Raw genomic sequence first — 19,915 nt, forward strand, 5'->3', positions numbered from 1 at the left:
CCACCCGCGGCCCCGGACCCCCGATGAGGTCGAGGGGGCCACGGGCCGGCTGCCTTGCCGGACTCAGCCGGGGAAGCGGCCCGCGCTGCGCAGCTGCCAGCGCCTCTCCGCGTAGGCCAGGTCGTCCTTCCACAGCCGGCCCGCGGCGTGCCGCATGAGGGGGCGCAGGAGGGGCGCCGCCGTGCGGGCGAGGGCGAAGCCGGGGCGGTCCGAGGCGGCGATGACCGCCTCGGTCACGCGGGTGCGGGGGCGGCCGTCGCGTGCCGTGCCCAGGGGCGTGGCGTGGGTTTCCACGACCGAGCCCCGGCCCTCGCCTTCGGTGATGCGCATGACGACGGTGCGGGGTCCCGGCGCGGTGAATTCGGCGATGACGGGCACCACGACACGGCGGGCCAGTGTGAAGGAGACGCGCACGGTGAAGGCATCGTGGTCCGGGGTGCCGGGGGTGCCGGCGGCCTGGTCCAGCACGGTCAGGTCGGCGAAGGAGTAGGGGTGGAACCAGGCCCCGTGCCAGGGGTCGAGGCGGTTGGCGATGATGTCCTGCGGCTCGCAGACACCGGTGCCGGTGTAGACGGCGGTGACGGCGGTCGCGGCGGGCGGGCGCCGGGGCACGGGCGGGGTGTCGGTGGGTTCCGCCCCGCCGCGGTCGTCCAGCCGTACCCAGGCGAGCACCCCGTCGTCGTGGGCGGGAAGGGGGCTCCAGCCGGCGAAGGGCGCGCCGTCCAGGGCGAGTCCGTGCCAGTGGCAGACCAGGGTGCCGCAGCGGACGGGTGAGCGGGCCAGGGGGGCGCCGAGGTGGGGGCAGGCGCCCGGGCCGGCGACGAGGCCGCCCTCGGCGTCGCGCCAGGCAACGACCTCGGTGCCGTCGACGGTACGGCCGTAGGCCGCGTCGGGTCGTACGTCGCGGCTGGGGCCCAGGACGTACCAGTTGCCGGCGGGACGGGCCTGCGCCCGCTTGAGGGCTGCGTCGATCACGCGCGGCGCCGCATCCCGCCACGTCGGCTCCTGCTCGTGCCAGGCGACCGGTTTGCGCCGAAGGGAGAGCGGGAAGCGTTTGCGGCTGCGCCCGGTCGTGTTCATCGTGCCTGCTCGGTGGGGAGGGGGTCCGACGGAAAGGTCGATACCGCCGGGCTCGGAGAGGGCGAGGCGCGCACCGGGGTCGGGGTCGGGGTCGGGGTCGGGACGGGGAGGGTGGCCGTCAGGCGTGCCGCGGTGATCCTCGCGAGCCCGGCCGCCGCCACGGCTGCCCTGCGGCGCAGCGACACGGTGGAGCGCCGGTGCACGCTGGCGTACCCGTCGCGGGCGATCGCGCCGAGGATGTCGCCGTAGAGCACGAAGGCGGTGCGGACGCACGGCCGGGAGACCGGTTCCAGCATGTCCAGCCCCGGTCGCGCCTTCTCGTAGAACGACCGGGTCACCGCGGCCGCGGAGCGCAGGGCGCGGGTGATGCGCGGATCGCGCCGACCGGTCCCCCTGGACCAGTGCAGCAGGTCCCGGTCCACGCCCTCGGCCGCCAGCAGGTCCGCGGGGAGGTAGACGCGGCCGCGGTCCAGATCCTCCCCCACGTCGCGCAGGAAGTTGGTCAGCTGGAAGGCCTCTCCGAGTGCCGCGGCGTGCGGGGCGGCTTCTTCCCGTGGGGTGGTGTGGCCGAGGACGGGGAGCATCTGCAGTCCGATGACGGCCGCGGAGCCGTGCATGTACGAACGCAGCGCGTCCAGGGTGGGGTAGTCGGTGACGGTGAGATCGCTGCGCATCGAGGTGAGGAAGTCGTCGAAGTGACGGTAGGGGATCCGGTAGCGGTGTGCGGTGTGGGCCACCGCGGCGACGACCGGGTGGCTGCTGTCGCCGCCGTTCATGGCGGAGCCGAGGTCCTGGGAAAGCTGTCGCAGCCGTTGGGCGCGGACGGGCTGCGGGGTGTCGGTGCCGAGGTCGTCGACGATGTCGTCGGCCAGGCGGGCGAAACCGTACAGGGCGTGGACCGCGGGGCGCCGGCCGGCGGGCAGGAGCCGGGTGGCGAGGAAGTACGTCTTGCCGTGGGCTGCGTTGAGGCGGCGGCATCGTGCGAAGGCCTGGCGCAGGCGCGGATCGGTGATGGCGGCGGCGTCCAGCTCGCGTCGCGTCATGGAGCGGTGCCTTTCGTCGCCGCGGTGCCGCGGGAGCGTTCGGGGAAGGTGCGGGGCGGGGCGGGCAGACCGGTGATGCGGGCGGCGGCGAGTTTGCCGGAGATCAGCACGGTCGGCACGCCCACGCCCGGCGTCGTCCCGCATCCGGCGAGGACGGCGTTGGAGGCCCCGCGGACGAGGTTGCGGGGGCGGAAGGGGCCGGTCTGGGGGAAGGTGTGGGCCACCGAGAAGGGGGTGCCGGCGGCATGACCCTGTGAGGTCCAGTCGGCGGGTGTGACGAGGACTTCGTGTTCGATGGCGTCCGCGAACCCGGTCAGGCCCCGTCGCTCCAGTTCGCGCAACAGGCTGTCCCGGTAGCGGGGTCCGAGGTCGGACCAGGCCGCTGCGCGGGGCCCGATCGCCGTATTGGGGCAGGGCGCGAGGACGTAGTGCGTGTGCCTGCCGGCCGGAGCCAGGCCCGGGTCGGTCGTCGTCGGCCGGGTGATCAGGAGGGAGGGGTCGCTCATCAGCCGTCCGTCGCGGGTCAGCTCGCGGAAGGTCTCCTTCCAGGCGGAACCGAAGGAGATGGTGTGGTGGCCCAGTTCCGGCCAGGTGCGGTCGGTGCCGGCGTGGAGCACCACGGCCGAGGGCGAGTGGCGCAGGGCGAGCGGGCGGCGGGGGCGGGCGCCCAGCAGTCCGTAGGACAGCGGCAGATCGGGCGTCAGGACCACGGCGTCGCAGGCGATGCGCTGCCGGTCGGTGACGACCGCGGTGACCCGTTCGCCGGTCCGCTCCAGGCGGGTGACTTCCTGCCCGTACAGGAGGTCGGCGCCGGCTGCGGACGCGGCCTGCGACATCGCGGCGGGCACCGCGTGCATGCCGCCTTCGGGGAAGTGGACGCCGGCGATGGTGTCCATGTAGGCGATGACCGCGTAGGCGGCCAGGGCCCGGGCCGGTGGAACGCCCGCGTAGAGGGCCTGGAAGGAGAAGACCCTTTGCAGGCGCTCGTCCTTGAGGAACCGGCCGATCGCGGGCTGGAGGCGGCCGAAACCTCCCAGCGCCGCCAGCCGTGCCAGATCGGGGTGGAACAGTTGCAGCGGGGAATCGAAGTTCGTGTCGATGAACCGGCCCATCTGGGCCTGGTAGAGGTCCTGCAGCCATTGCCGCAGGCGCCGGTAGCCGAGGGCTTCGCGTCCTCCCGCGAAGCGTTCGACCTCGGCTTCCATCGCCTCTGCGGCGGTGTGGACCCGGATGCTGCTGCCGTCGGCGAAGCGGGCGTGGTAAGCGGGATGGAGGGGGTGCAGCGTCAGCAGGTCGGACATCTTGCGGCCGACGGCCGCGAAGGCGTCCTCCAGCAGGTGGGGCATGGTCAGGACGGTGGGCCCGGTGTCGAAGCGGTAGCCCCCCGTCTCGATGAGGCCCGCCCTGCCGCCGGGAACCGCAGCACGTTCCACGACGGTGACCCTGCGGCCCGCACCGAGGAGGTGCAGGGCTGCCGAGAGACCGGCGAGTCCCGCCCCGACGACCACCACGTGATCGGACCGCCCGGGAAGTGTCCTCACTGCGTCTCCCCCGCCCACGGCGTCCGTGCGCTGCTCCGGCCGGCTCTCCCCTCGGGCCGCCGGCCGGCTCTCTCGGCAGTGCCCGGGCCAGTCGGTGCCGGCGCGGCATCCGGTGGAGCGGCCGCCCGGCGCATCAGCTCGGCCAGCCTTCCGGCCGCCGGCTGGAGCAGCGTGACGCCGACGGCCGCGAGGTGGTGCTCGGATTCCTCCACCAGACGCGCGATGCGCCGCTCGACCCGGGCCGGCGCACCGGTCGCGACGAGCGCTTCCCGTACGGCGGCCAGGGACTCCTCGGACAGGGGCACATCGCCGCGGACGTCGTCCAGCAGGCCGGAGATCCGGGCGTTGCCCAGGGCGCGGGCACGGGCACGGGCCACCGACAGCAGATAGGTGGGCTTCCCGAAGCGGAGGTCGTCCCCCGACGGTTTCCCCGTGACCTCGGGATCACCGAACGCGCCGAGGAGGTCGTCACGCAGTTGGAAGGCGATCCCCGCACACCTGCCGGCCGCGGTCAGGGCCTGCACGGTGACGGGGTCGGCGCCCGCGAGGGCGGCGCCGAGGGCCAGCGGCCGCTCGACGGTGTAGCGGGCCGTCTTCAGGCACACCGTGCGGATGGCCTGGACGACGGAGTGCGAGGCGGTGGCCTCCCCGTGGAGGTCGAGGTACTGGCCGGCGACCATCTCGGTCCGCATGTCCCGCCAGATCCGCAGCACGTCGGCGCGGACGGACGGCGTGAGGTCGAGGGCGGCCACCAGGTCGTCGGCCCAGGACAGTGCGAGGTCGCCGGCAAGGACGGCCGCCGATGACGCGAAGGCCGGTCCCGCGGACGGCGCCGTCCGCGCCGCCACCGGATACTGCAGTGCGATCTGGGTGTGCAGGGAGGGCCGGCCCCGCCGCACGGCCGAACGGTCCATGACGTCGTCATGGACCAGCGCACAGCTCTGGATGAGTTCGAGGGCGGCTGCGGCGTGCAGGGCGGGAAGCGTGTGCCGTTCGGCGTCGCTGCAGGCCCGCATCGCCCACCACAGGAACTGCGGGCGGATGCGGGAGCCGCCGCTCAGGGTGAAGGACGCGAGCCGTTGCGCGATGTCGGCGGCGAACACCGGGTCCAGCTCGGCGCATTGTCCGACCCGTTCGGCCAGCGCGTCCTGCAGCGCGGCGTTCACCGCCGCGGGCACGTCCGCGTCCACGGCGGCGCTGCCCGTCAGGTGATCCCTCGGCAGCTGCGGTGGTCCGAAGGGCTGACGAGCAACCGACTTCGCGTGCATCCAGTCCTCCGTGTCGTGAAGTGGTGCCGCCCTTGCTTACGCGCTCACCGCACAGACGGATGCACCTGTGCCCCCGCGGATCCGCGGGACGGCGGCCGCGCGTGGGGCTCCGCACGGCAGCCGGCCCCGGGCATGGGTCCGGCCACGGCGCGCGCCTGCATCATGTGCCGCCTTCGGCCGCCTCCACGGCCGTCTTGATGCCGCGCAGGGTTTGCGCCAGGCCCTCGTCCACCCGGTCGCCTTCGACGCGCTCGGTGTGCAGTTCGACCGAGAGCCGTGAGTGGTGCGCGTCGTCACCGGCGGCGACGTGCAACCGGCCGCGGTAGTCGTGCGGGCCGGGTGCGCCCCACTCCAGCGACCGGCCTTCCTCGACGACCCGGATCCACGCCTCGCTCCGGACGTCCTGCTCCGGCTCACCGGCCGGTTCGATGTGCGCGGTGACGGTGACCTGGTCGCCGTCATGCGGTTGCGCGGAGGTCAGACGCGGCATGTAGGCGGGAAGGTTCTGCACGTCGGCGAGGTAGCTGAAGAGCCGCCCTGGCGGAACTGCCACGCTGATCGATGTGTCGTAGTCACCCATGGGCATTCCGCTACCCCACCACCTATCGAGCAAAACGGCGCAAAAGGGTACACGCGGTGCGTCATGACGGCGTGACGAGCGTGTTTCGGGGCCGGGTTCAGGGCGGAGGCGGCGCGGGAGGCACCCGCTGCGGGCGGGCGAAGTCAACCCGTGTGGCGGCGCGGCCCCGCAGGCTGCGCAGGGCCCGGACGGAAGGGCGCCCCGGCACCGATGCCGCCCCCGCCCCAGCGCCCGGCCCCCCGGCCCCGCCCGGGCTACCGTGGACGCATGCGGCTTCTGCTGACCTCCGACACGCATGTGCCCGCCCGCGCGCGACGCCTCCCCGAAGCCCTCCTGGCCGGCATCGACGCCGCCGACGCGGTGATCCACGCGGGAGACTGGATCGACGAGGCCACGCTGGACCTGCTGGAGTCCAGATCCCGCCGGCTGATCGGCGTGTACGGCAACAACGACGGCCCGTCACTTCGCCGAAGGCTCCCCGAGATCGCCCGCGCCGAGCTGGCCGGGGTGCGCTTCGGCGTCGTGCACGAGACCGGACCGGCCACCGGGCGCGAGGGACGCTGCGCCGCGCGCTTCCCCGACCTGGACGTCCTGGTCTTCGGGCACAGCCACATCCCCTGGGACACGGCGGCCGGGAACCTGCGCCTGCTCAACCCGGGCTCCCCCACGGACCGCAGGCGCCAACCCTTCTGCTCCTTCATGACCCTGACGGCCTCGGACGGGGCGGTCCACGACGTCGTCCTGCACCGGCTCCCCCCGAAACGGTGACCGGACACCCGCTCTCGACCGTCGCACCGCCCCCGGCCCGACGGCCCGACGCGGGGCCGGGGCGCGCGCAGGACCCCGCGGTGCGGATCACGCCGGGGACGGTTCCGCGCCCTCCCGCCCCCCGAACGGCGCCGAGGGGCCGAGGGGCCGCCCGGGAGCGGGCAGGACTACCGGAGCGGCGTCGCGAACCGGCTGCTCCCCGGGCCCGCCCGCCGCGCCGGGACCGGGCGGCGCCAGGACGATCACCGAGTCCTCGGGACCGAAGCACACCCGCTCCCGCTTGTCCGGGTTGATCCGTACGCCGCACGCGGGACGGTCCGCCCCGCCCCTGCCGTCCGCCCCGCCGGTGCCACCCGCGGCGCCGGTGCCACCCGCGGCGCCGGCGCCACCCGCGGCGCCGGCGCCACCCGTGGCGGCCTCGCCGTCCGCTCGGTTCGCGCGGACCGTGTGCAGCCGGTACCCGATGACGCAGTGCCCGCGGCGGCGCCCGGCCTCCACCACCGTCGCGTAGCCGACGGGCCGGCCGGTGAGGACGTAGTCGCCGGCCGGCCGCAGGTGCAGGGTGTCGCCGGTGGAGGCGAACAGGCAGTCGAAGACGGCGGCGAGGTTCCCGTCCTCGGCGATCTGCGTCATCAGCAGGCTGATCAGGCGGCTGCCGACGATGAAGTCGGCGCCCTCCCGCGCGGGTGCGAGCAGCCGGTTGCGGTCGTCGGCCATCTCGGTCACCACGGCCAGTTCACGGCCCTCGGCCTCCTCCAGGGCCCGCAGGTGCAGCAGCGTCACCAAGGTCCGGTCGTCGCCGGCGAGGGGGACGCCCCCCGCCTCCGGGCCGTCGTAGCCCAGGACGACGGCCCGGTCGAAGGTCAGCACGTCGAGCCCGGCCAGCACGTCCGGGTCGGTCACGTCGCCGTCGAGGACGGTGACCGGCATCCGCCGCCCCGGCAGGCGGGCGCAACGGCCGGCCTCGCCGAGGTGATCCGCGCCCTCCGCCATCACGACCAGCACGGAACCTTCGGGCACCCCGCCGTCGAGCTGCTCGATGATGCGCGGCGCTCGGGGGTTCCAGCCGAGCAGCAGGAACCGTTCCGGAGCCCGCGGCGCGGGCGGCGCCGCGACGATAGCGTCGTGGTCGACGGGCAGCGGCACCCGGGACGGGACCGCCGTGTCGTCGTCCTCGGTGATGACCACGATCCGGTCCTCCGCGCCGAGCACGCTCTCGCAGGGCGGGTTCAGCTCGACCCGTCCGCCGGCGCGCAGCAGACCGATCACGCTGGAGTCGGCGTACGCCGACAGGAGGGCGCCGAAGGTGCTTCCGGCGAGGGGGCCCGCGGGCACCGTGTAGATCTCGTCCCCGTCGAAGTCGAGCAGTTCACGGTAGACGAGCGAGAGCCCGGGCTCGCAGGACGTCCGCGCGATCAGCCGGGCGGTGACGTCCTCGATGTTCAGCACGTGCCCGTGCGGCCCGGCGGCGAGATCGGCGGCCCGTTTGTGCCGCCCGTCGCGCACCGCGGCGACCACGCCGGGCCGGCCCCGTCCGCGGACCGCCGCCTCCAGCGCGAGGAGCGTCTTCACCACGTGGGCGTCGCCGTTCTCCCCGTCGTGGGTCAGGACCAGCACGGCGCGGGCGGTCTCGGGCGTGACCAGGGAGACGAGGGCGGGATCAGTGGTCACCCCGCTGCGGCAGATCAGCCGGGTCCGGCCCAGCCGTCCCACGGCGGTGCCGATCTCGTCCTCCATCTCCGCCTTGTCCTTGGGGCCGAGGACGGCGAGGACCGCGCGGCGCCGGTTGGCATTGGCCGCGACCAGCTCGGAGACGATCGGGAAGACCTGGTCGGACCAGCCGAGCAGGACCGTGTGCCCCGCCTCCAGGACGGTGGAACGGCCGCGCCGCAGGGCGAGCACCTTGTCGTTGAGGCCGGTGGTGATCAGGCTGACGAGCGTCGAGACGAACAGCAGCGCGACCAGCGCCAGGACCACCGAGAGGAGCACGTACAGGGGACTGCCGACCGCGCCCCCGATCTTCAGGGTCTGGCCGACGCTCACCCACACGGCCAGGGCCCGGCCCGAGAGGGTGGTGGGACCGTCCTTGTCGGCCCACACCAGCGCCGTGCTGGCCGGTACGACGACGGCCAGGCACATCAGCACGAGCCAGCCGATCAGCACTGCTGTTCCGCGGGCCACTATGGTGTCGAACCAGTAGCGGGTGCGGGACCAGGCGGGTGCCGGTCGTTCTGTGCGTACGCGGGACTCGGGTCCTGACAACCGGCGTTCCTCGGTCTGGATGGCGTGGCGGGCGCGCCGCCGTGCCACGGGCCACCCGGCACCGGCAAGTCGGTGCAGGCTGCACTTTAACGTGGCGTCACGGTCCGCAATGGACAGACCGGCAAAACTCACCCGCCGCGTGACGAATAGGACGTGCTTTCGACCCCGAAGGCGGCGGTCGCACGGGGGCGCTGCCGGGTCTTGGTGTCCGTCGGGGTCGTCGCCATCCGGGGAGCCCCGAGCCGTCGTCAGACCGCGGGCCTCCGAGCCGTCGTCAGGCCGAGGCGGTCCAGGCGGTCGTCAGCCCGTCCAGCCACGCGGGCGGCAGTTCGGCGGCGTCCCACTCCTCCCGCAGCCCCTGCTCCGCGGTGACGAGCCGCTCCAGCACGGCGACGCTCGTGGCGGAGTGGACCAGCGAATAGCGACCGTGCACCGCGATGGAGCTGCCGGGACCGAACGCGGCGAACAGCCGCTCCAGCCTGGCCCGGTGCACCGTGGCGAACTCCGTCAGCCGGCCGGCGTACCCGGCCCGCTGCCGGGGGCTCATCGTGCCGAGGACCGCGGCGAGCACCTCCGCCGTCACCTCGGGATCCAGCTCCGAGTCCGTGGTGAAGGACAGGTACAGCGGCGTGACCGCCACCTGCGCCCGCTCCACCTCCATGCGTCCGGGCCGCGGACGCTCCTGCGCCGGACCGGCCTGCTCGTCCGCCCCCACGACCCGCCGCAGGGTCCGCTCGGCTACGGCGGCGAGCTCCTCCAGGAGATCGCCGGAGCCGTCGAGCCAGCCCGACTCGTACGCCTCGCCCTTGTCCCCCGGGGCGCTCCGCTCACCGCCGGCCAGCTCCTCGTGTGCGAGGGCCAGCGCACCCGCCTCCACGAGCCCGATCAGTTCCTGCGCGTCATCGGAGGGGACCCCGGCACGGGCGAGGAGTTGCAGCAGCGTCGTCCTCGCGTTGTCGACACTGACTTCGTCCGGCCACTGCCGTCCCTCGTCGGCCGCGCTCATCGGGTCCTCCTCGTGGTTCGGGTGGTGCGGTATGCGCACGCGCGATCCTTCCCTTCGCCCTTCCAACGCCCGGAGGCCGGGCTGTGCTCCCGGTCCGTGCTCCCCCGGCGGCGCGGCCGCCTCCGAGGAGGGGGGACCCCCGGCGCCTGCCACCGGCCCGCCTGCTCCCCCTGGTGCTGTGACCGGAAAGGTTCACCGGGTCGCGGCACTAGCCTACGAAGTCGGGCTCCGGTGCGACCGGGACGATCGCGTACTGGGGGCACGGCGCGACGAAACACTGCTTGGGCTCGGGAACGCAGGCGGAGCCTTCGGGCACCGCGACACCGGCGCAAGGACCGCTGAACGGGGGTCCGGGTTCCGCGTGCGCCGGACCGGGGGCGGCGAACAGCAACGGAGCGACGATCAGCGGCAGACCGGCTGCGAACCGAGCGGACGTACGGGTCGGTCGGGGCTTCTTCATGGGCCGCAGCCAAGCACGGCGCACCGTTCGCGGACGCTCAGGCGCGGCGGCGCTTCACTCACGGGGGTGGGGTCGGCCGGCTCCGGCCACCCGCCCGTGGGCCCCGGCGTCCCGGCTCAGTCGTCCGCGCCCCGCGTCACCCGCCGGTGGATCCCCCGCTGAGCGCGTCCCGGCCCTTTTCCTTCACCTGCTTCAAGGCGTCGTAGTACGCCTCGAGGTAGGCGGCGTCCTCCAGGCCCTCGCAGCCGGCGGGGCGCGGCTGTGCCTGCAGCCGGCCGGGATCCGTCGCGGCCTGGCCGGCTATGGCCCTCACGCAGGTTTCCTTCTGCCCGTCCGCCTTCGGTGCCGGTGACGTGGTGGGCGGCGCCGACGGCGGGACCGCCGGCCCGGGGTCGGTACTGCCGCCGCTGGAGCAGCCGGCCAGGACGGCGGCGAGGACGAGGGCCGCCGTCACGGTGCGGGTGGTACGCATGGGTCCCTCCAAGGATCCGGGTGGGTGGCATCATGCCGCGTGCACGGCAGTCCGGCGAGAGGGTTCCGGTAGCGACCGGGGGGCGGACCGGCGGCCTCTCGCCCCGGCCCGGACCCCGCGCCCCCGGTGCACGCGGCTGTCCGGCCTACGGGGTTGTCCGGCCGAGCGCGCCGCGACGAACGGGGCCCGGTTCACGTACGGCCCGCGGCCCGTTCCTGTTCGCCGCTCCCCCGCGGCGCGTCCGCGCGGCGCGGGAGCAGCAGCGGGGTGGCCAGCAGGAGGACGCCGGCGGCCGCGATCGCGCTGCGGGTGCCGGTGAGAGCGGCCAGCAGGCCCCAGGCGGCGGTCAGGGCCGCGATGGCCAGGCTGCTGCTGATCGACCAGGCGGCCAGGGTACGGGCGGTCCGTTCGGGATCGGTGTGGTCGAGCCGGTAGGTGGCCAGCACCGGATTGAAGATGCCGCAGCAGGTCACCAGGCCGAGCTGGACGGCGATGACGAGCGCCATCCCGGGGACACCGGGCTGGACGAACGCCAGTGGGAGGGGCCAGCACGCGCGCAGGGCCCCGGCGGTGCGCATCACCTTGTGCTGCCCGAACCGCGCCGCCAGGCGGCGGGCGACCCGCGAGCCGACGAGGCCGCCGACGCACGGGGCCGCGAACACGAGACCGTACTGCCAGGGTGCGAAGCCGAGGTGGCCCAGCAGGAGGACGGCGAGCAGCGGCTCGGAGGCCATGATCAGGCCGTTGACCACGATCGCGTTGAGGAACAGCGGGCGCAGCGTGGGGTGGGTGAGGATGTGGCGCCATCCTTCGAGCAGGTCGCGGGCCCGCAGCCGCGACCCGCCGGTGCGCGCGGGAGGGGGCTGTTCGCTCCCGCCGATCGCACTGAGGCCCAGCGCCGAGAGCAGGTAGCTGACGGCGTCGGCGACCAGGGTCGCCACCGGGCCGAACAGCCCGGTGGCGGCCCCGCCGAGGGGTGGTCCGATCATGGTCGCGGACCACGTGGTGGACTCGAACCGGCTGTTGGCGACGAGCAGGTCCCCCGGCGGCACGAGCGCCTTGAGGTACGCGCCGCCGGCCGCCCGGAAGGCGATGTCCGCCGCGGCGACCACGACGGACACGACGAGGAGCTGGACGAAGCCGAGCAGGCCGAGTGCGAACGCGGCGGGGACGCTCATCAGCGCGAGGAACCGGGTCACGTCCATGGCCACCATGACCGGCCGTTTGCGGCGGAACTCCACCCATGGGCCGAGGGGCACCGCCACCACGGCTCCGACCGCCCGCCCCACCGCGGCCAGTGCCGCCACCTGGGCCGGGCCGGAGTGCAGCACGAGGACCGCGATCAAGGAGAACGCGCCGAACCCCAGCCCCGTGCCGTACGAGCTGACCGCGAACGACGCCCACAGCCACCCGAACCGCCGTCCCAGCGCCCGCCTGCCCGTCATGCCCCCGCACTCCTCCGCCGATCCGGCCGACCACGCGCCGTCGACATCCGCGCCGTGACATCAAAGCGACTGGCAGGGGCCGAGGGCAAACCACCGGCCGGCCGGGGAGGCCGGACCCACCGGCCGGCGACGCGGCCCCACCCGGGCAGCCAGGCCCTTCCCTGCCGCGTGAACCACCCGGATCAGCCGTATCTCCCGGATCAGCCGTATTTCCCGGATCGCCCGGATCACCCGCGGATCGCCCGGATGCGAACTGGTGCGCACTCCTGCGGGCGCCACACCGGGAAAGTATGATCAAGCAATGTCTGACATGACCGAGACCACGCCCGGCTGGCTCAGCACGGATGAGCTGGAGATGGCCAGGGCTCGAATGCCGATCCTGTACGTCGAGGCCGTGCCCGTGCGCGTCGACGAGAGCGGTGAAGTCACGAGCATCGGGCTGCTGCTGCGCATAGGTCCGGACGGAACGGTCAGCCGAACCCTGGTGTCCGGCCGCGTCCTGCATCACGAGCGGGTCCGTGACGCGCTGCTGCGCCATCTGGAGAAGGACCTCGGCCCGGTGGCCCTGCCCCGTGTTCCCGCCTCGCTCCAGCCGTTCACGGTCGCCGAGTACTTCCCCACGGCGGGCGTCACCGCCTACCACGACCCGCGCCAGCACGCGGTCTCCCTCGCCTACATCGTGCCGGTGAGCGGCGACTGCCGGCCCCGGCAGGACGCGCTGGACCTGGTCTGGTTCAGCCCCCGGGAGGCGGCCTCTGCCGCCCTGCAGAACGAGATGCCCGGTGGACACGGGGTGCTTCTGAAGCAGGCGCTCGCGCACGCCGGGCACGCCTACTGAGCACCCCTGGCCACTGCCCGTACGGCGGGACCCGCCGCCGGCAGGCCCGACGTTGCCGGCGTTCCCCGTACGGTCCCTATCATCGGGTCGTACGGATGACGGCAGAGCTGGAGGCAGCCGACGGTGTTCTCGGTAGACATCAGGCCCGCCGGGCCGGCATGTGTGGTCGCGCTGCGCGGGGAGCTGGACTTCGAAAGCGTCGTGCAGCTCCAGGAGGCGGCCGAGTCGGTGCTGACGGCGCCCTCCCGGCCGGTGCTGGCCGTGATCGACTGCACCGAACTGGACTTCTGCGATTCGTCCGGCATCGGCAGCCTGGTCAGGATCTACCAGCGGCAGTCCGCACACGGCGGTGAGCTGCGTCTGGCGGCCGTCCCCGGTTCGGTGGCCCGGGTCCTCACCCTGACGGGACTGGACCAGGCGATCGGCGTGTACGCCACCTTGCAGGACGCGCTGACCGTCGACGGCGGCACGCGGGGAGGCGGCTCCCAGGGCGCCGGGTCCGCAGACGGTGAGAAGGCCGAGCGGTGACCCCCACTCCTGGAAAGCAGCTTCCGCCGGCCGCCGGACCGGACGCCGGGCGGCGGACGGTGCGCCTCGACGGCAGCGCGGAGGACGATCTCCGGGGTCTGTTCGGTCAGTCCACCGCCGTCTTCGCCTCCCTGGCCGGGCCCGCCCACATGGTGGAGGCCGCCAACGCGGCGTTCTTCACCGCGATCGGCGGTGGCGACCGCGCCCGTACCGGGGTGCCGATCGGGCAGCTGATGCCGGAGCTCGCCGGGCAGGGGTTCCTCGCGCTGCTGGACCAGGTCTACCGCACCGGCCGGCGGCATACGGGGCGCGACGCCCGGATCCTGCTGGGGACCGGCTCCGCCGCGCGCGAGGCGTTCTTCGACTTCACCTACGAGCCCCGGCTGGACGCGGGCGCCAACGTCATCGGCGTGCGCGTCATCGGCGTGGAGACCACCCAGGTCAAGCAGGCCCAGCGGCTGACGGCCGAGCACCGCGCCCTGCTGGAGCAGATAGCCCGACAGGCCCCGCTGGAGCAGGTCCTGGAGGGCATGGCCCGCACGATCGAGGACCTCACGCCGGACGAGGTGCTCGTCTCCGTGCTCCTCGCCGACGCCGACGGCCTGCACCTGCGTCACGGCGCAGCCCCCAGCCTTCCCGACTTCTACAACAAGGCCATCGACGGCATCGCCACGGGCGACGGCGTCGGTTCCTGCGGCACCGCGGCCCACCGGCGGCAGATGGTGATCGTCACCGACATCGCCAACGACCCGTTCTGGGACGACTTCCGGGACCTGGCCGAGCAGGCGGACGTGGCCGCGTGCTGGTCCACCCCCATCCTGGCCCGCGACGGATCCCTGCTGGGCACCTTCGCGATGTACCACCGCACCCCGCGCGCTCCGCAGGACACCGATCTCGCCCTCGCCCGGGTCTTCGCCGGCACCGCCGCCCTGGCCATCGAGCGCCACCAGGCCGAACAGGCCCGTCTCGCCGCCGAAGCCAGCGAGAAGGCCGCCCGCAAGGATCTGGCCTTCCTGCTGGAGGCCAGTACCGCGCTGACCTCCCACCTGGATCCGGCCCACACCCTTGAACGTCTGGCGGCTTTCTGCGCGCCCGCGCTGGCGCCGCTGTGCGTCATCGACGTCGTGGACGCCGGCCGCCTGCGGCGCATCGCCACCGCCGCGCCCAGCCCCGGCGCTCAAGCGCTGCTCGCCTCCCGGCTCCCCCTCTACGAAGCCGGCGACGACGCCATCTCCCGCGTCCTGGCCACCGGCCTGACCGAAGTCTCCCGCCGCGGCCCCGGCGGCCCCGGACCGACCCCGTGGCACGAGCTGGAGGTGACTGGCTACCTGTGCGTCCCCCTCCTCGACCGCGGCCGGGCCTTCGGCACCATGACGCTGCTGTCCACCGGCGCGCACACCCTGGACGGCCACACCATCGCCCTGGCCGAGGAGATCGCCCGCCGCGCCGCCTCCGCGGCCCTCAACGCCCGCCAGTACGACCAGCGCGTCACCCTCGCCCGCGACCTGCAAGCCGGGCTCCTCCTGGCCGAGGTGCCCGCCGTGCCCGGCGCGGACATCGCCACGTACTACTCCCCCGCCGGTGAGGGGCTCGACATCGGCGGCGACTTCTACGACGTCTTCCCCCTCGCCGACGGCACCTGGGCCTTCATGCTCGGGGACGTCTGCGGGCGCGGCGCCTTCGCCGCCACCACCACCGCGCTGGTCCGCCACACCGCGCGCGCCGTCGCGCCCTTGCTCGCCGGCCCCGATGCGGTCGTCCGCGCCGTCAACAAGGCCCTCCACGACCGCCCCGACAGTCACAACACCGGCTTCGTCACCCTGGTCTACGGTCACCTCACCCCCGGCGCGGACGGGCTCGACATCGCCCTCGTCCGCGCCGGCCACACCTTCCCCGTCCACCTCGACGCCGGGCACACCGCCCGTCCCGTCGCCTGTGAGGGCACCCTCCTGGGCATCACCACCGATCCGCACCTGCCCGTCCACCACCTCCGGCTGCGCCCCGCCGAAAGTCTGTTGTTCTACACCGACGGCATCACCGAAGCCCGGGACGGCAGCGGTGAGCAGTTCGGCGAGGATCGCCTCGTGCAGGCCCTGTCGGGCGGTGGGGGTCACCGCACCGCCGCCGAGGTCATCGACCGCCTCACCCACGCGGTACGCGAGTTCAACGACGCGACCGACATCGACGACGACCAGGCCGCCCTCGTGCTGACCGCGACGCCCCCGACAGCGGGGTGACGGCCCCGGCGCGCTTCTTCGATCCGCTGCGGACCCGGCCGGCGGCAGCGGGTGCGGCGGCGCTGACCGCCGGCGCGGGGCTGGGGCTCCGGGACGCCGGCGGGAGGTCGCTCAGCCGGTGGCAGCGCCGAACCATGCCGGCAGCCGGTCGAGCAGCTCCTGCTGGTCTTCGCCGACCCATGCGACGTGGCCGTCGGGCCGCAGCAGCACCGCCGGCACGTCCAGTTCCTCGCCGGCGTCGATGACGTCGACGACGTGGTCGACCCGGTCCGCCCAGCCCTCCGCCGAAAGCCGGCCGGTCTGGTCGAGCAGCAGGCCGCGGCCCCCGTGCATCAGCTCGTAGAGGCGTCCCCGCTTCAGCTTCACGTCCCGCATCCGCGCGCCGAGCAGTTCGTGGCCCTCGCCGAAGTCGTAGCGGACCGCGACCGCGGTGATCACCCCGGTCACGTACCGGTTCACCTCCTCGATGTCCATCAGCTTCGAGAACAGCTCCCGCAGCGCGGTCGCGCCCGGATCGGTCCCCAGCAGCGTGATCTGTGCCCGGGTGTTGTCGAGCACGGCGGCGCCCACCGGGTGCCGTTCCGCGTGGTAGCTGTCGAGCAGCCCTTCCGGCGCCCAGCCGTTGACCTCTGCGGCGAGCTTCCAGCCGAGGTTGAACGCGTCCTGCACGCCGAGGTTGAGCCCCTGGCCGCCGGTGGGCGGGTGGATGTGCGCCGCGTCGCCCGCCAGCAGCACCCGGCCGACCCGGTAGCGCTCGGCCTGCCGGGTGGCGTCGCCGAACCGGGCCAGCGAGCGCGGCGAGTGGACGCCGAAGTCGGTGCCCGCGACCTCCCGCAACCGCTGCTTGAACTCCTCGAAGGTCGGCGCGCCCGCACGGTCCTCGGCCACGCCGTCGGCGGGCACGATGACGCGGTGCGTTCCGTCCCCGTTGGAGATGGTGCCGAACCGCAGTTGCGTGGTGCGTACTTGCGCGACGACGGCGGCGACCGTCGCCGGATCCTCGGTCATCTCCATGTCGCCGAGCAGCGTCTCGACGGTGGCGGGTTCGCCGGGAAATCCCACACCGAGCCGCTTGCGCACCACACTGCGGCCGCCGTCGCACCCCACGAGGTAGCGCGAGCGCAGCCGCGTGCCGTCCGCCAGCTCGACGTTCACGCCGTCCGCGTCCTGGCTCAGCGCGACCACTTCGCAACCGCGCCGGATCTCGGCACCGAGTTCGCGCGCGCGCTCGTCGAGCAGCCGCTCCGTGACCGGCTGCAGGGTGGACAGGCCGTACGGGTGCGCGGTGTCCAGCGAGTTTGGCCACGGCTTGGCGATGCCGCCGAAGAGGCCACCGGCCTGGAACTTCTCACTGACGGCGAGGAAGCGGTCCAGCAGGCCGCGCTGGTCCATCACCTCCACGCTGCGTGCGTGCAGGCCGCGCCCGCGGGACTCGGCGGCCGGGGCGGCCGACTTTTCGAGCACGACGGTGCGTACCCCCGCCAGCCGCAGTTCAGCGGCCAGCATCAAGCCGGTCGGTCCGCCACCGGCCACGATCACGTCGATCATAGATAACCCATTTCCGCAGTTCCTGGCTCCGGCCGACGATTCTGCGGCACCACCGGGGCCTTGCCGCAAGGCCCCCCGTGCGCTATATGTTGAGAGTGGCAAGGAGTGGGTGACCTCCTTGCCTTTCCTTTTGCCCTGGTGCGTTTCGCCCGCGTGGCGGGGACGGGGCACTTCGCGCGCCCGGACGTGCGCCCGCGTGCCTCCGCGCGCCCCCGCGGGAGGGATGGCCGCGGGCCGGAGCCCCCACCACCATGAACTGCCGCCACCCGCCGGGCAGCTGCGGTCGCCGCGGGCCGCCCGGGCTGCGTGCGGTGCGGTGCGGCAAGGCGACATCGGGCGGAACTCAGTCACCACGGGGGAACGATGGGACGACGCTGGCTGGTCACGGGATGTTCTTCCGGCCTCGGACACGCACTGGCCACTGCCGCCGCGCGGGCCGGGGACGAGCTGGCGGTCACCGCCCGGAAGACCGCCGATCTGGAGGAACTGGCCGCCGCCTGGCCCGGTCGCATCACTGCGGTCCCCCTCGAACTGCGTGACGCCGCCTCCTGCGAGGAGGCCGTCCGCACCGCGGCCGACCGGCTCGGCGGCATCGACATCCTCGTCAACAACGCGGGCACCGGCCTGTTCGGCGCCGTCGAGGAGGTGTCGGACGCCGAGCTGCGCGACCAGCTGGAGACCCTGGTCGTGGGGCCGTGGCGGCTCACCCGGCTCGTCCTGCCGCTGATGCGCGCCCAGGGGCACGGCCACGTCCTCAACGTCTCCTCCGTGGTCGGCCGCATGGCCTTCCCGGGGCTCGCGGCCTACGTGGCCGGGAAGCACGCCCTGGAAGGCATGAGCCAGGCCCTGGCGCTCGAAGCGGCCCCGCACGGCATCCGCGTCACCGTGATCGAACCGGGCATGTTCGCCACCCGCTACGGCACGTCGATGACCGAGGCGCGCCAGCGCGTCCCCGCCTACGACGGGACCAACCGGGAGATGCTCGAAGGGGCCCGGGGCCTCGCGGACAACCCCGGGACCGGCCGCCCCGGGGACTTCGCGGCGCGGGTCCTCGACATCGTCGGCGCCGAGGCCCCCACGCCCCTGCGGATCCCGGTCGGCGACGACGCGTACGGCTACCTGGACGTGGCCGAGCAGGCGTCCCGGGAGGAGTACGCCGCCGCCCGGCTCCTCGCGCAGGGCCCGCCCCCGGCTTCGCAGGGGTCCGGGACGGGCCAGTAGACCTCACGGACGTAACGCTTGTCGCCGGCCTTCCGCCTGACGTACGCGGCAGCCGACTCCGCGTCCATACCGCCGTGCGCGGCCACGATCGCGTGCGGGGCCCCGTCCACGTCCTTGGCCATCCGGCCGGCGTCGCCGCAGACGGAGAAGTGGGCGCCGTCCTGCAACCACCGCCACGGGCGCGGCCCGTGCTGTCTCCCGTCAGCGGGCCGCCAGCGTCTTCTGGAGCCAGTCGAAGACGACCTCGCAGTGCAACTGCGGGGCCATCGGGGAGCAGTGGAGCTGCGCGCCCTGCGCCGCCGTCAGCTTCACATAGTCCTTGGGCGAGGTGAGCTGGTCGTACAGCCGGCGCGCCTGGCCCGGGTAGAACTGCTCGTCCTCGTAGTCCAGGACCAGGGTGGGCGCCTTGATACGGCCGACGACGGAGGTGATCGTCAGCGCCTGGATGCGGGTCGCGGGGGTGTAGAAGTCGGTGAAGAGCTTGCCCTGGCGGGCTTCGAGCATGGCCGGGACGGAGAAGGGCTCGAAGCGCTTCTTCATGACGGCGGCGGCCTCGGCGGGCAGGTGCGGTGCGACTTCCTTGTTCCAGATGGTGTTCGTCTCCTCCTTGGTGGGAGTGAGGATCTGGCGGATCTCGGGCGGGAAGCCGAGCCAGGGTTCGACGCAGCCGGGCATGGCGACCAGTGCGGCGATCCGCGGCTCGAAGGCGCCGGCCCGGGGCACGAGGTCGCCCGCCATGCTCAGCCCGGTCAGGGCGATCTTTCCGGTGTCCACCTCGGGGCGGGCGGACAGCCAGTCGATGAGGGGAGCGACGACCTTCTCCCAGGTGGGAGTGAAGACGACCCGGTCGACGAAGAGCAGCTGGCCCTGGCCCGGACCGTCGTAGACGAGGGCGTTCCAGCCGCGTTCCAGTGCGGCCGGGACGCCATAGGTCCACATGTCGACGTTCTGGCCGTCACTGCCGTTGGTCAGGATCACGGTGGGCCGGGGCGTGTTCGACTCGTCGGGGCGGAAGAACCACACCGGCAACGGCGTCGTGCCGTAGGGGACGGTGGCCTTGACCGCGGCGGGCTCGCACAGGTCGCAGAAGGTGTCCCAGGCGCCGCGTCCGGCCTTGTACAGCTGCTCCTCGCTGCCCGGGGTGTCGGAGCCGAGGACGAAGAACAGCGCCTGACCGTAGTACTGGGCGGCGCGCAGCGACCGGAACCGCTTGGTCTGGTCGTCGGCCTGTGGGCCCGGGGGCGGCTTCAGGAGCTGGTCGCCGAGGTTCCGGAAGGTCTCGACGTACGTCTGCGCGGAGAGACCGGCCTTGTTGATCGCGTTCACGGCCGTGAGTACTTCGCCGACCTCGGCGGCGCCTGCGCCGGCGGCGCCGAGCGCGAGGAGGGCGTTGAAGTTGTAGCCCGGGTTCTTGAAGAGCGTCATGGCGCCGGGCGTGGGGTCGCCCGCGGCCTGGCTGGACGAGGCGGAGCCGCTGGCGGTGGGCGCGGGCGCGGCGGGCACTGCGGCGGGAGCGCAGCCAGAGGCGAGCGCCGCCCCCGCACCGGCGACGAGCAGGGCGCGGCGGCTGGGGCCGGACTCGGGGTCGTTCGGTACGCACGTCATACCGGTCGAAGCT

The 19,915-nt window shown here is 73.8% G+C and carries 17 protein-coding genes and 1 pseudogene; 5 read left to right on the forward strand and 13 right to left on the reverse strand.

The genetic code is table 11. From position 1 onward, the window contains the following. Positions 1-63: 63 nt before the first annotated feature. The 5 genes from AMK16_RS01490 to AMK16_RS01510 all read right to left on the reverse strand — a co-directional run bounded on the left by AMK16_RS01490 (position 64) and on the right by AMK16_RS01510 (position 5,512). The gene (locus AMK16_RS01490; RefSeq protein WP_073907452.1) at positions 64-1,080 is read right to left on the reverse strand and encodes a DUF5914 domain-containing protein; all 1,017 of its coding nucleotides are present in this window, start codon (positions 1,078-1,080) and stop codon (positions 64-66) included. After that, on the reverse strand, positions 1,077-2,123 hold the full coding sequence (locus AMK16_RS01495) for a phytoene/squalene synthase family protein (protein WP_073907456.1): 1,047 nt from the start codon (positions 2,121-2,123) through the stop codon (positions 1,077-1,079). The genes AMK16_RS01490 and AMK16_RS01495 overlap by 4 nt, the downstream gene beginning before the upstream one ends. Next, entirely contained in the window at positions 2,120-3,664 is a 1,545-nt protein-coding gene (gene crtI / locus AMK16_RS01500) for a phytoene desaturase family protein (RefSeq protein WP_073907459.1), read from the reverse strand. Before crtI ends, AMK16_RS01495 begins: the two co-directional genes overlap by 4 nt. After that, positions 3,661-4,932, reverse strand: a complete 1,272-nt coding sequence (locus tag AMK16_RS01505; protein WP_079191246.1) for a polyprenyl synthetase family protein — start codon at positions 4,930-4,932, stop codon at positions 3,661-3,663. The genes crtI and AMK16_RS01505 overlap by 4 nt, the downstream gene beginning before the upstream one ends. A 160-nt stretch (positions 4,933-5,092) precedes the next feature. Further along, positions 5,093-5,512 (reverse strand): SRPBCC family protein, encoded by a 420-nt coding sequence (locus AMK16_RS01510; RefSeq protein WP_073907465.1) that lies wholly within the window; start codon positions 5,510-5,512, stop codon positions 5,093-5,095. Positions 5,513-5,779: 267 nt separating this feature from the next. Here AMK16_RS01510 and AMK16_RS01515 point away from each other — a divergent pair, with 267 nt between their 5' ends. Further along, a complete protein-coding gene (locus tag AMK16_RS01515) occupies positions 5,780-6,280 on the forward strand; it encodes a metallophosphoesterase family protein (protein ID WP_073907468.1) in 501 nt (166 codons plus the stop codon). Positions 6,281-6,367: 87 nt separating this feature from the next. Here AMK16_RS01515 and AMK16_RS01520 read toward each other — a convergent pair whose 3' ends face one another. The 5 genes from AMK16_RS01520 to AMK16_RS01535 form a co-directional block, all read right to left on the reverse strand. After that, positions 6,368-8,542, reverse strand: coding sequence for a CASTOR/POLLUX-related putative ion channel (locus AMK16_RS01520; protein WP_143196775.1), 2,175 nt, complete (start codon positions 8,540-8,542; stop codon positions 6,368-6,370). A gap of 274 nt (positions 8,543-8,816) precedes the next feature. Then, positions 8,817-9,587, reverse strand: a complete 771-nt coding sequence (locus tag AMK16_RS01525) for a hypothetical protein (protein ID WP_338014399.1) — start codon at positions 9,585-9,587, stop codon at positions 8,817-8,819. A gap of 169 nt (positions 9,588-9,756) precedes the next feature. Beyond that, positions 9,757-10,008: a hypothetical protein gene (locus tag AMK16_RS35665; RefSeq protein ID WP_143196776.1), complete on the reverse strand. Its 252-nt coding sequence runs from the start codon at positions 10,006-10,008 to the stop codon at positions 9,757-9,759. 136 nt (positions 10,009-10,144) lie between these two features. Beyond that, the gene (locus AMK16_RS01530; RefSeq protein WP_073907474.1) at positions 10,145-10,480 is read right to left on the reverse strand and encodes a hypothetical protein; all 336 of its coding nucleotides are present in this window, start codon (positions 10,478-10,480) and stop codon (positions 10,145-10,147) included. A gap of 191 nt (positions 10,481-10,671) precedes the next feature. Beyond that, positions 10,672-11,925, reverse strand: a complete 1,254-nt coding sequence (locus tag AMK16_RS01535; protein ID WP_073907477.1) for an MFS transporter — start codon at positions 11,923-11,925, stop codon at positions 10,672-10,674. Between the two features lie 310 nt (positions 11,926-12,235). Between AMK16_RS01535 and AMK16_RS01540 the strand changes: the two genes are divergently transcribed. The 3 genes from AMK16_RS01540 (at position 12,236) to AMK16_RS01550 (ending at position 15,528) form a co-directional block, all read left to right on the forward strand. Further along, positions 12,236-12,763, forward strand: a complete 528-nt coding sequence (locus tag AMK16_RS01540) for an NUDIX hydrolase family protein (protein WP_073907481.1) — start codon at positions 12,236-12,238, stop codon at positions 12,761-12,763. A gap of 123 nt (positions 12,764-12,886) precedes the next feature. Beyond that, positions 12,887-13,291, forward strand: coding sequence for an STAS domain-containing protein (locus AMK16_RS01545; protein ID WP_073907484.1), 405 nt, complete (start codon positions 12,887-12,889; stop codon positions 13,289-13,291). Further along, on the forward strand, positions 13,288-15,528 hold the full coding sequence (locus AMK16_RS01550; protein WP_242438515.1) for a SpoIIE family protein phosphatase: 2,241 nt from the start codon (positions 13,288-13,290) through the stop codon (positions 15,526-15,528). The genes AMK16_RS01545 and AMK16_RS01550 overlap by 4 nt, the downstream gene beginning before the upstream one ends. A 111-nt stretch (positions 15,529-15,639) precedes the next feature. Here AMK16_RS01550 and rox read toward each other — a convergent pair whose 3' ends face one another. Next, on the reverse strand, positions 15,640-17,076 hold the full coding sequence (gene rox, locus AMK16_RS01555) for a rifampin monooxygenase (RefSeq protein ID WP_073907490.1): 1,437 nt from the start codon (positions 17,074-17,076) through the stop codon (positions 15,640-15,642). 363 nt (positions 17,077-17,439) lie between these two features. On the opposite strand from rox, the gene AMK16_RS01560 reads away from it, so the two are divergent. Then, positions 17,440-18,297, forward strand: coding sequence for an SDR family oxidoreductase (locus AMK16_RS01560; RefSeq protein WP_073907494.1), 858 nt, complete (start codon positions 17,440-17,442; stop codon positions 18,295-18,297). Here AMK16_RS01560 and AMK16_RS38460 read toward each other — a convergent pair. Together AMK16_RS38460 and AMK16_RS01565 are read right to left on the reverse strand one after the other, a co-directional pair. Next, a pseudogene (locus AMK16_RS38460) lies at positions 18,294-18,494 on the reverse strand (hypothetical protein); the annotation flags it as partial. The gene AMK16_RS01560 and the pseudogene AMK16_RS38460 sit on opposite strands and share 4 nt — an antisense overlap. A gap of 4 nt (positions 18,495-18,498) precedes the next feature. Next, a complete protein-coding gene (locus AMK16_RS01565; RefSeq protein WP_073907496.1) occupies positions 18,499-19,902 on the reverse strand; it encodes an alpha/beta hydrolase family protein in 1,404 nt (467 codons plus the stop codon). Positions 19,903-19,915: the final 13 nt, after the last annotated feature.

The organism is Streptomyces sp. CB00455, from assembly GCF_001905445.1.
Classification (GTDB): domain Bacteria; phylum Actinomycetota; class Actinomycetes; order Streptomycetales; family Streptomycetaceae; genus Streptomyces.

Coding starts and splice junctions, on each gene's coding strand:
- AMK16_RS01490 (WP_073907452.1), bottom strand. CDS start 1,080: ATGAACACGACCGGGCGCAGCCGCAAACGCTTCCCGCTCTCCCTTCGG.
- AMK16_RS01495 (WP_073907456.1), bottom strand. CDS start 2,123: ATGACGCGACGCGAGCTGGACGCCGCCGCCATCACCGATCCGCGCCTG.
- AMK16_RS01505 (WP_079191246.1), bottom strand. CDS start 4,932: ATGCACGCGAAGTCGGTTGCTCGTCAGCCCTTCGGACCACCGCAGCTG.
- AMK16_RS01510 (WP_073907465.1), bottom strand. CDS start 5,512: ATGGGTGACTACGACACATCGATCAGCGTGGCAGTTCCGCCAGGGCGG.
- AMK16_RS01515 (WP_073907468.1), top strand. CDS start 5,780: ATGCGGCTTCTGCTGACCTCCGACACGCATGTGCCCGCCCGCGCGCGA.
- AMK16_RS35665 (WP_143196776.1), bottom strand. CDS start 10,008: ATGAAGAAGCCCCGACCGACCCGTACGTCCGCTCGGTTCGCAGCCGGT.
- AMK16_RS01530 (WP_073907474.1), bottom strand. CDS start 10,480: ATGCGTACCACCCGCACCGTGACGGCGGCCCTCGTCCTCGCCGCCGTC.
- AMK16_RS01535 (WP_073907477.1), bottom strand. CDS start 11,925: ATGACGGGCAGGCGGGCGCTGGGACGGCGGTTCGGGTGGCTGTGGGCG.
- AMK16_RS01540 (WP_073907481.1), top strand. CDS start 12,236: ATGACCGAGACCACGCCCGGCTGGCTCAGCACGGATGAGCTGGAGATG.
- rox (WP_073907490.1), bottom strand. CDS start 17,076: ATGATCGACGTGATCGTGGCCGGTGGCGGACCGACCGGCTTGATGCTG.
- AMK16_RS01560 (WP_073907494.1), top strand. CDS start 17,440: ATGGGACGACGCTGGCTGGTCACGGGATGTTCTTCCGGCCTCGGACAC.
- AMK16_RS01565 (WP_073907496.1), bottom strand. CDS start 19,902: ATGACGTGCGTACCGAACGACCCCGAGTCCGGCCCCAGCCGCCGCGCC.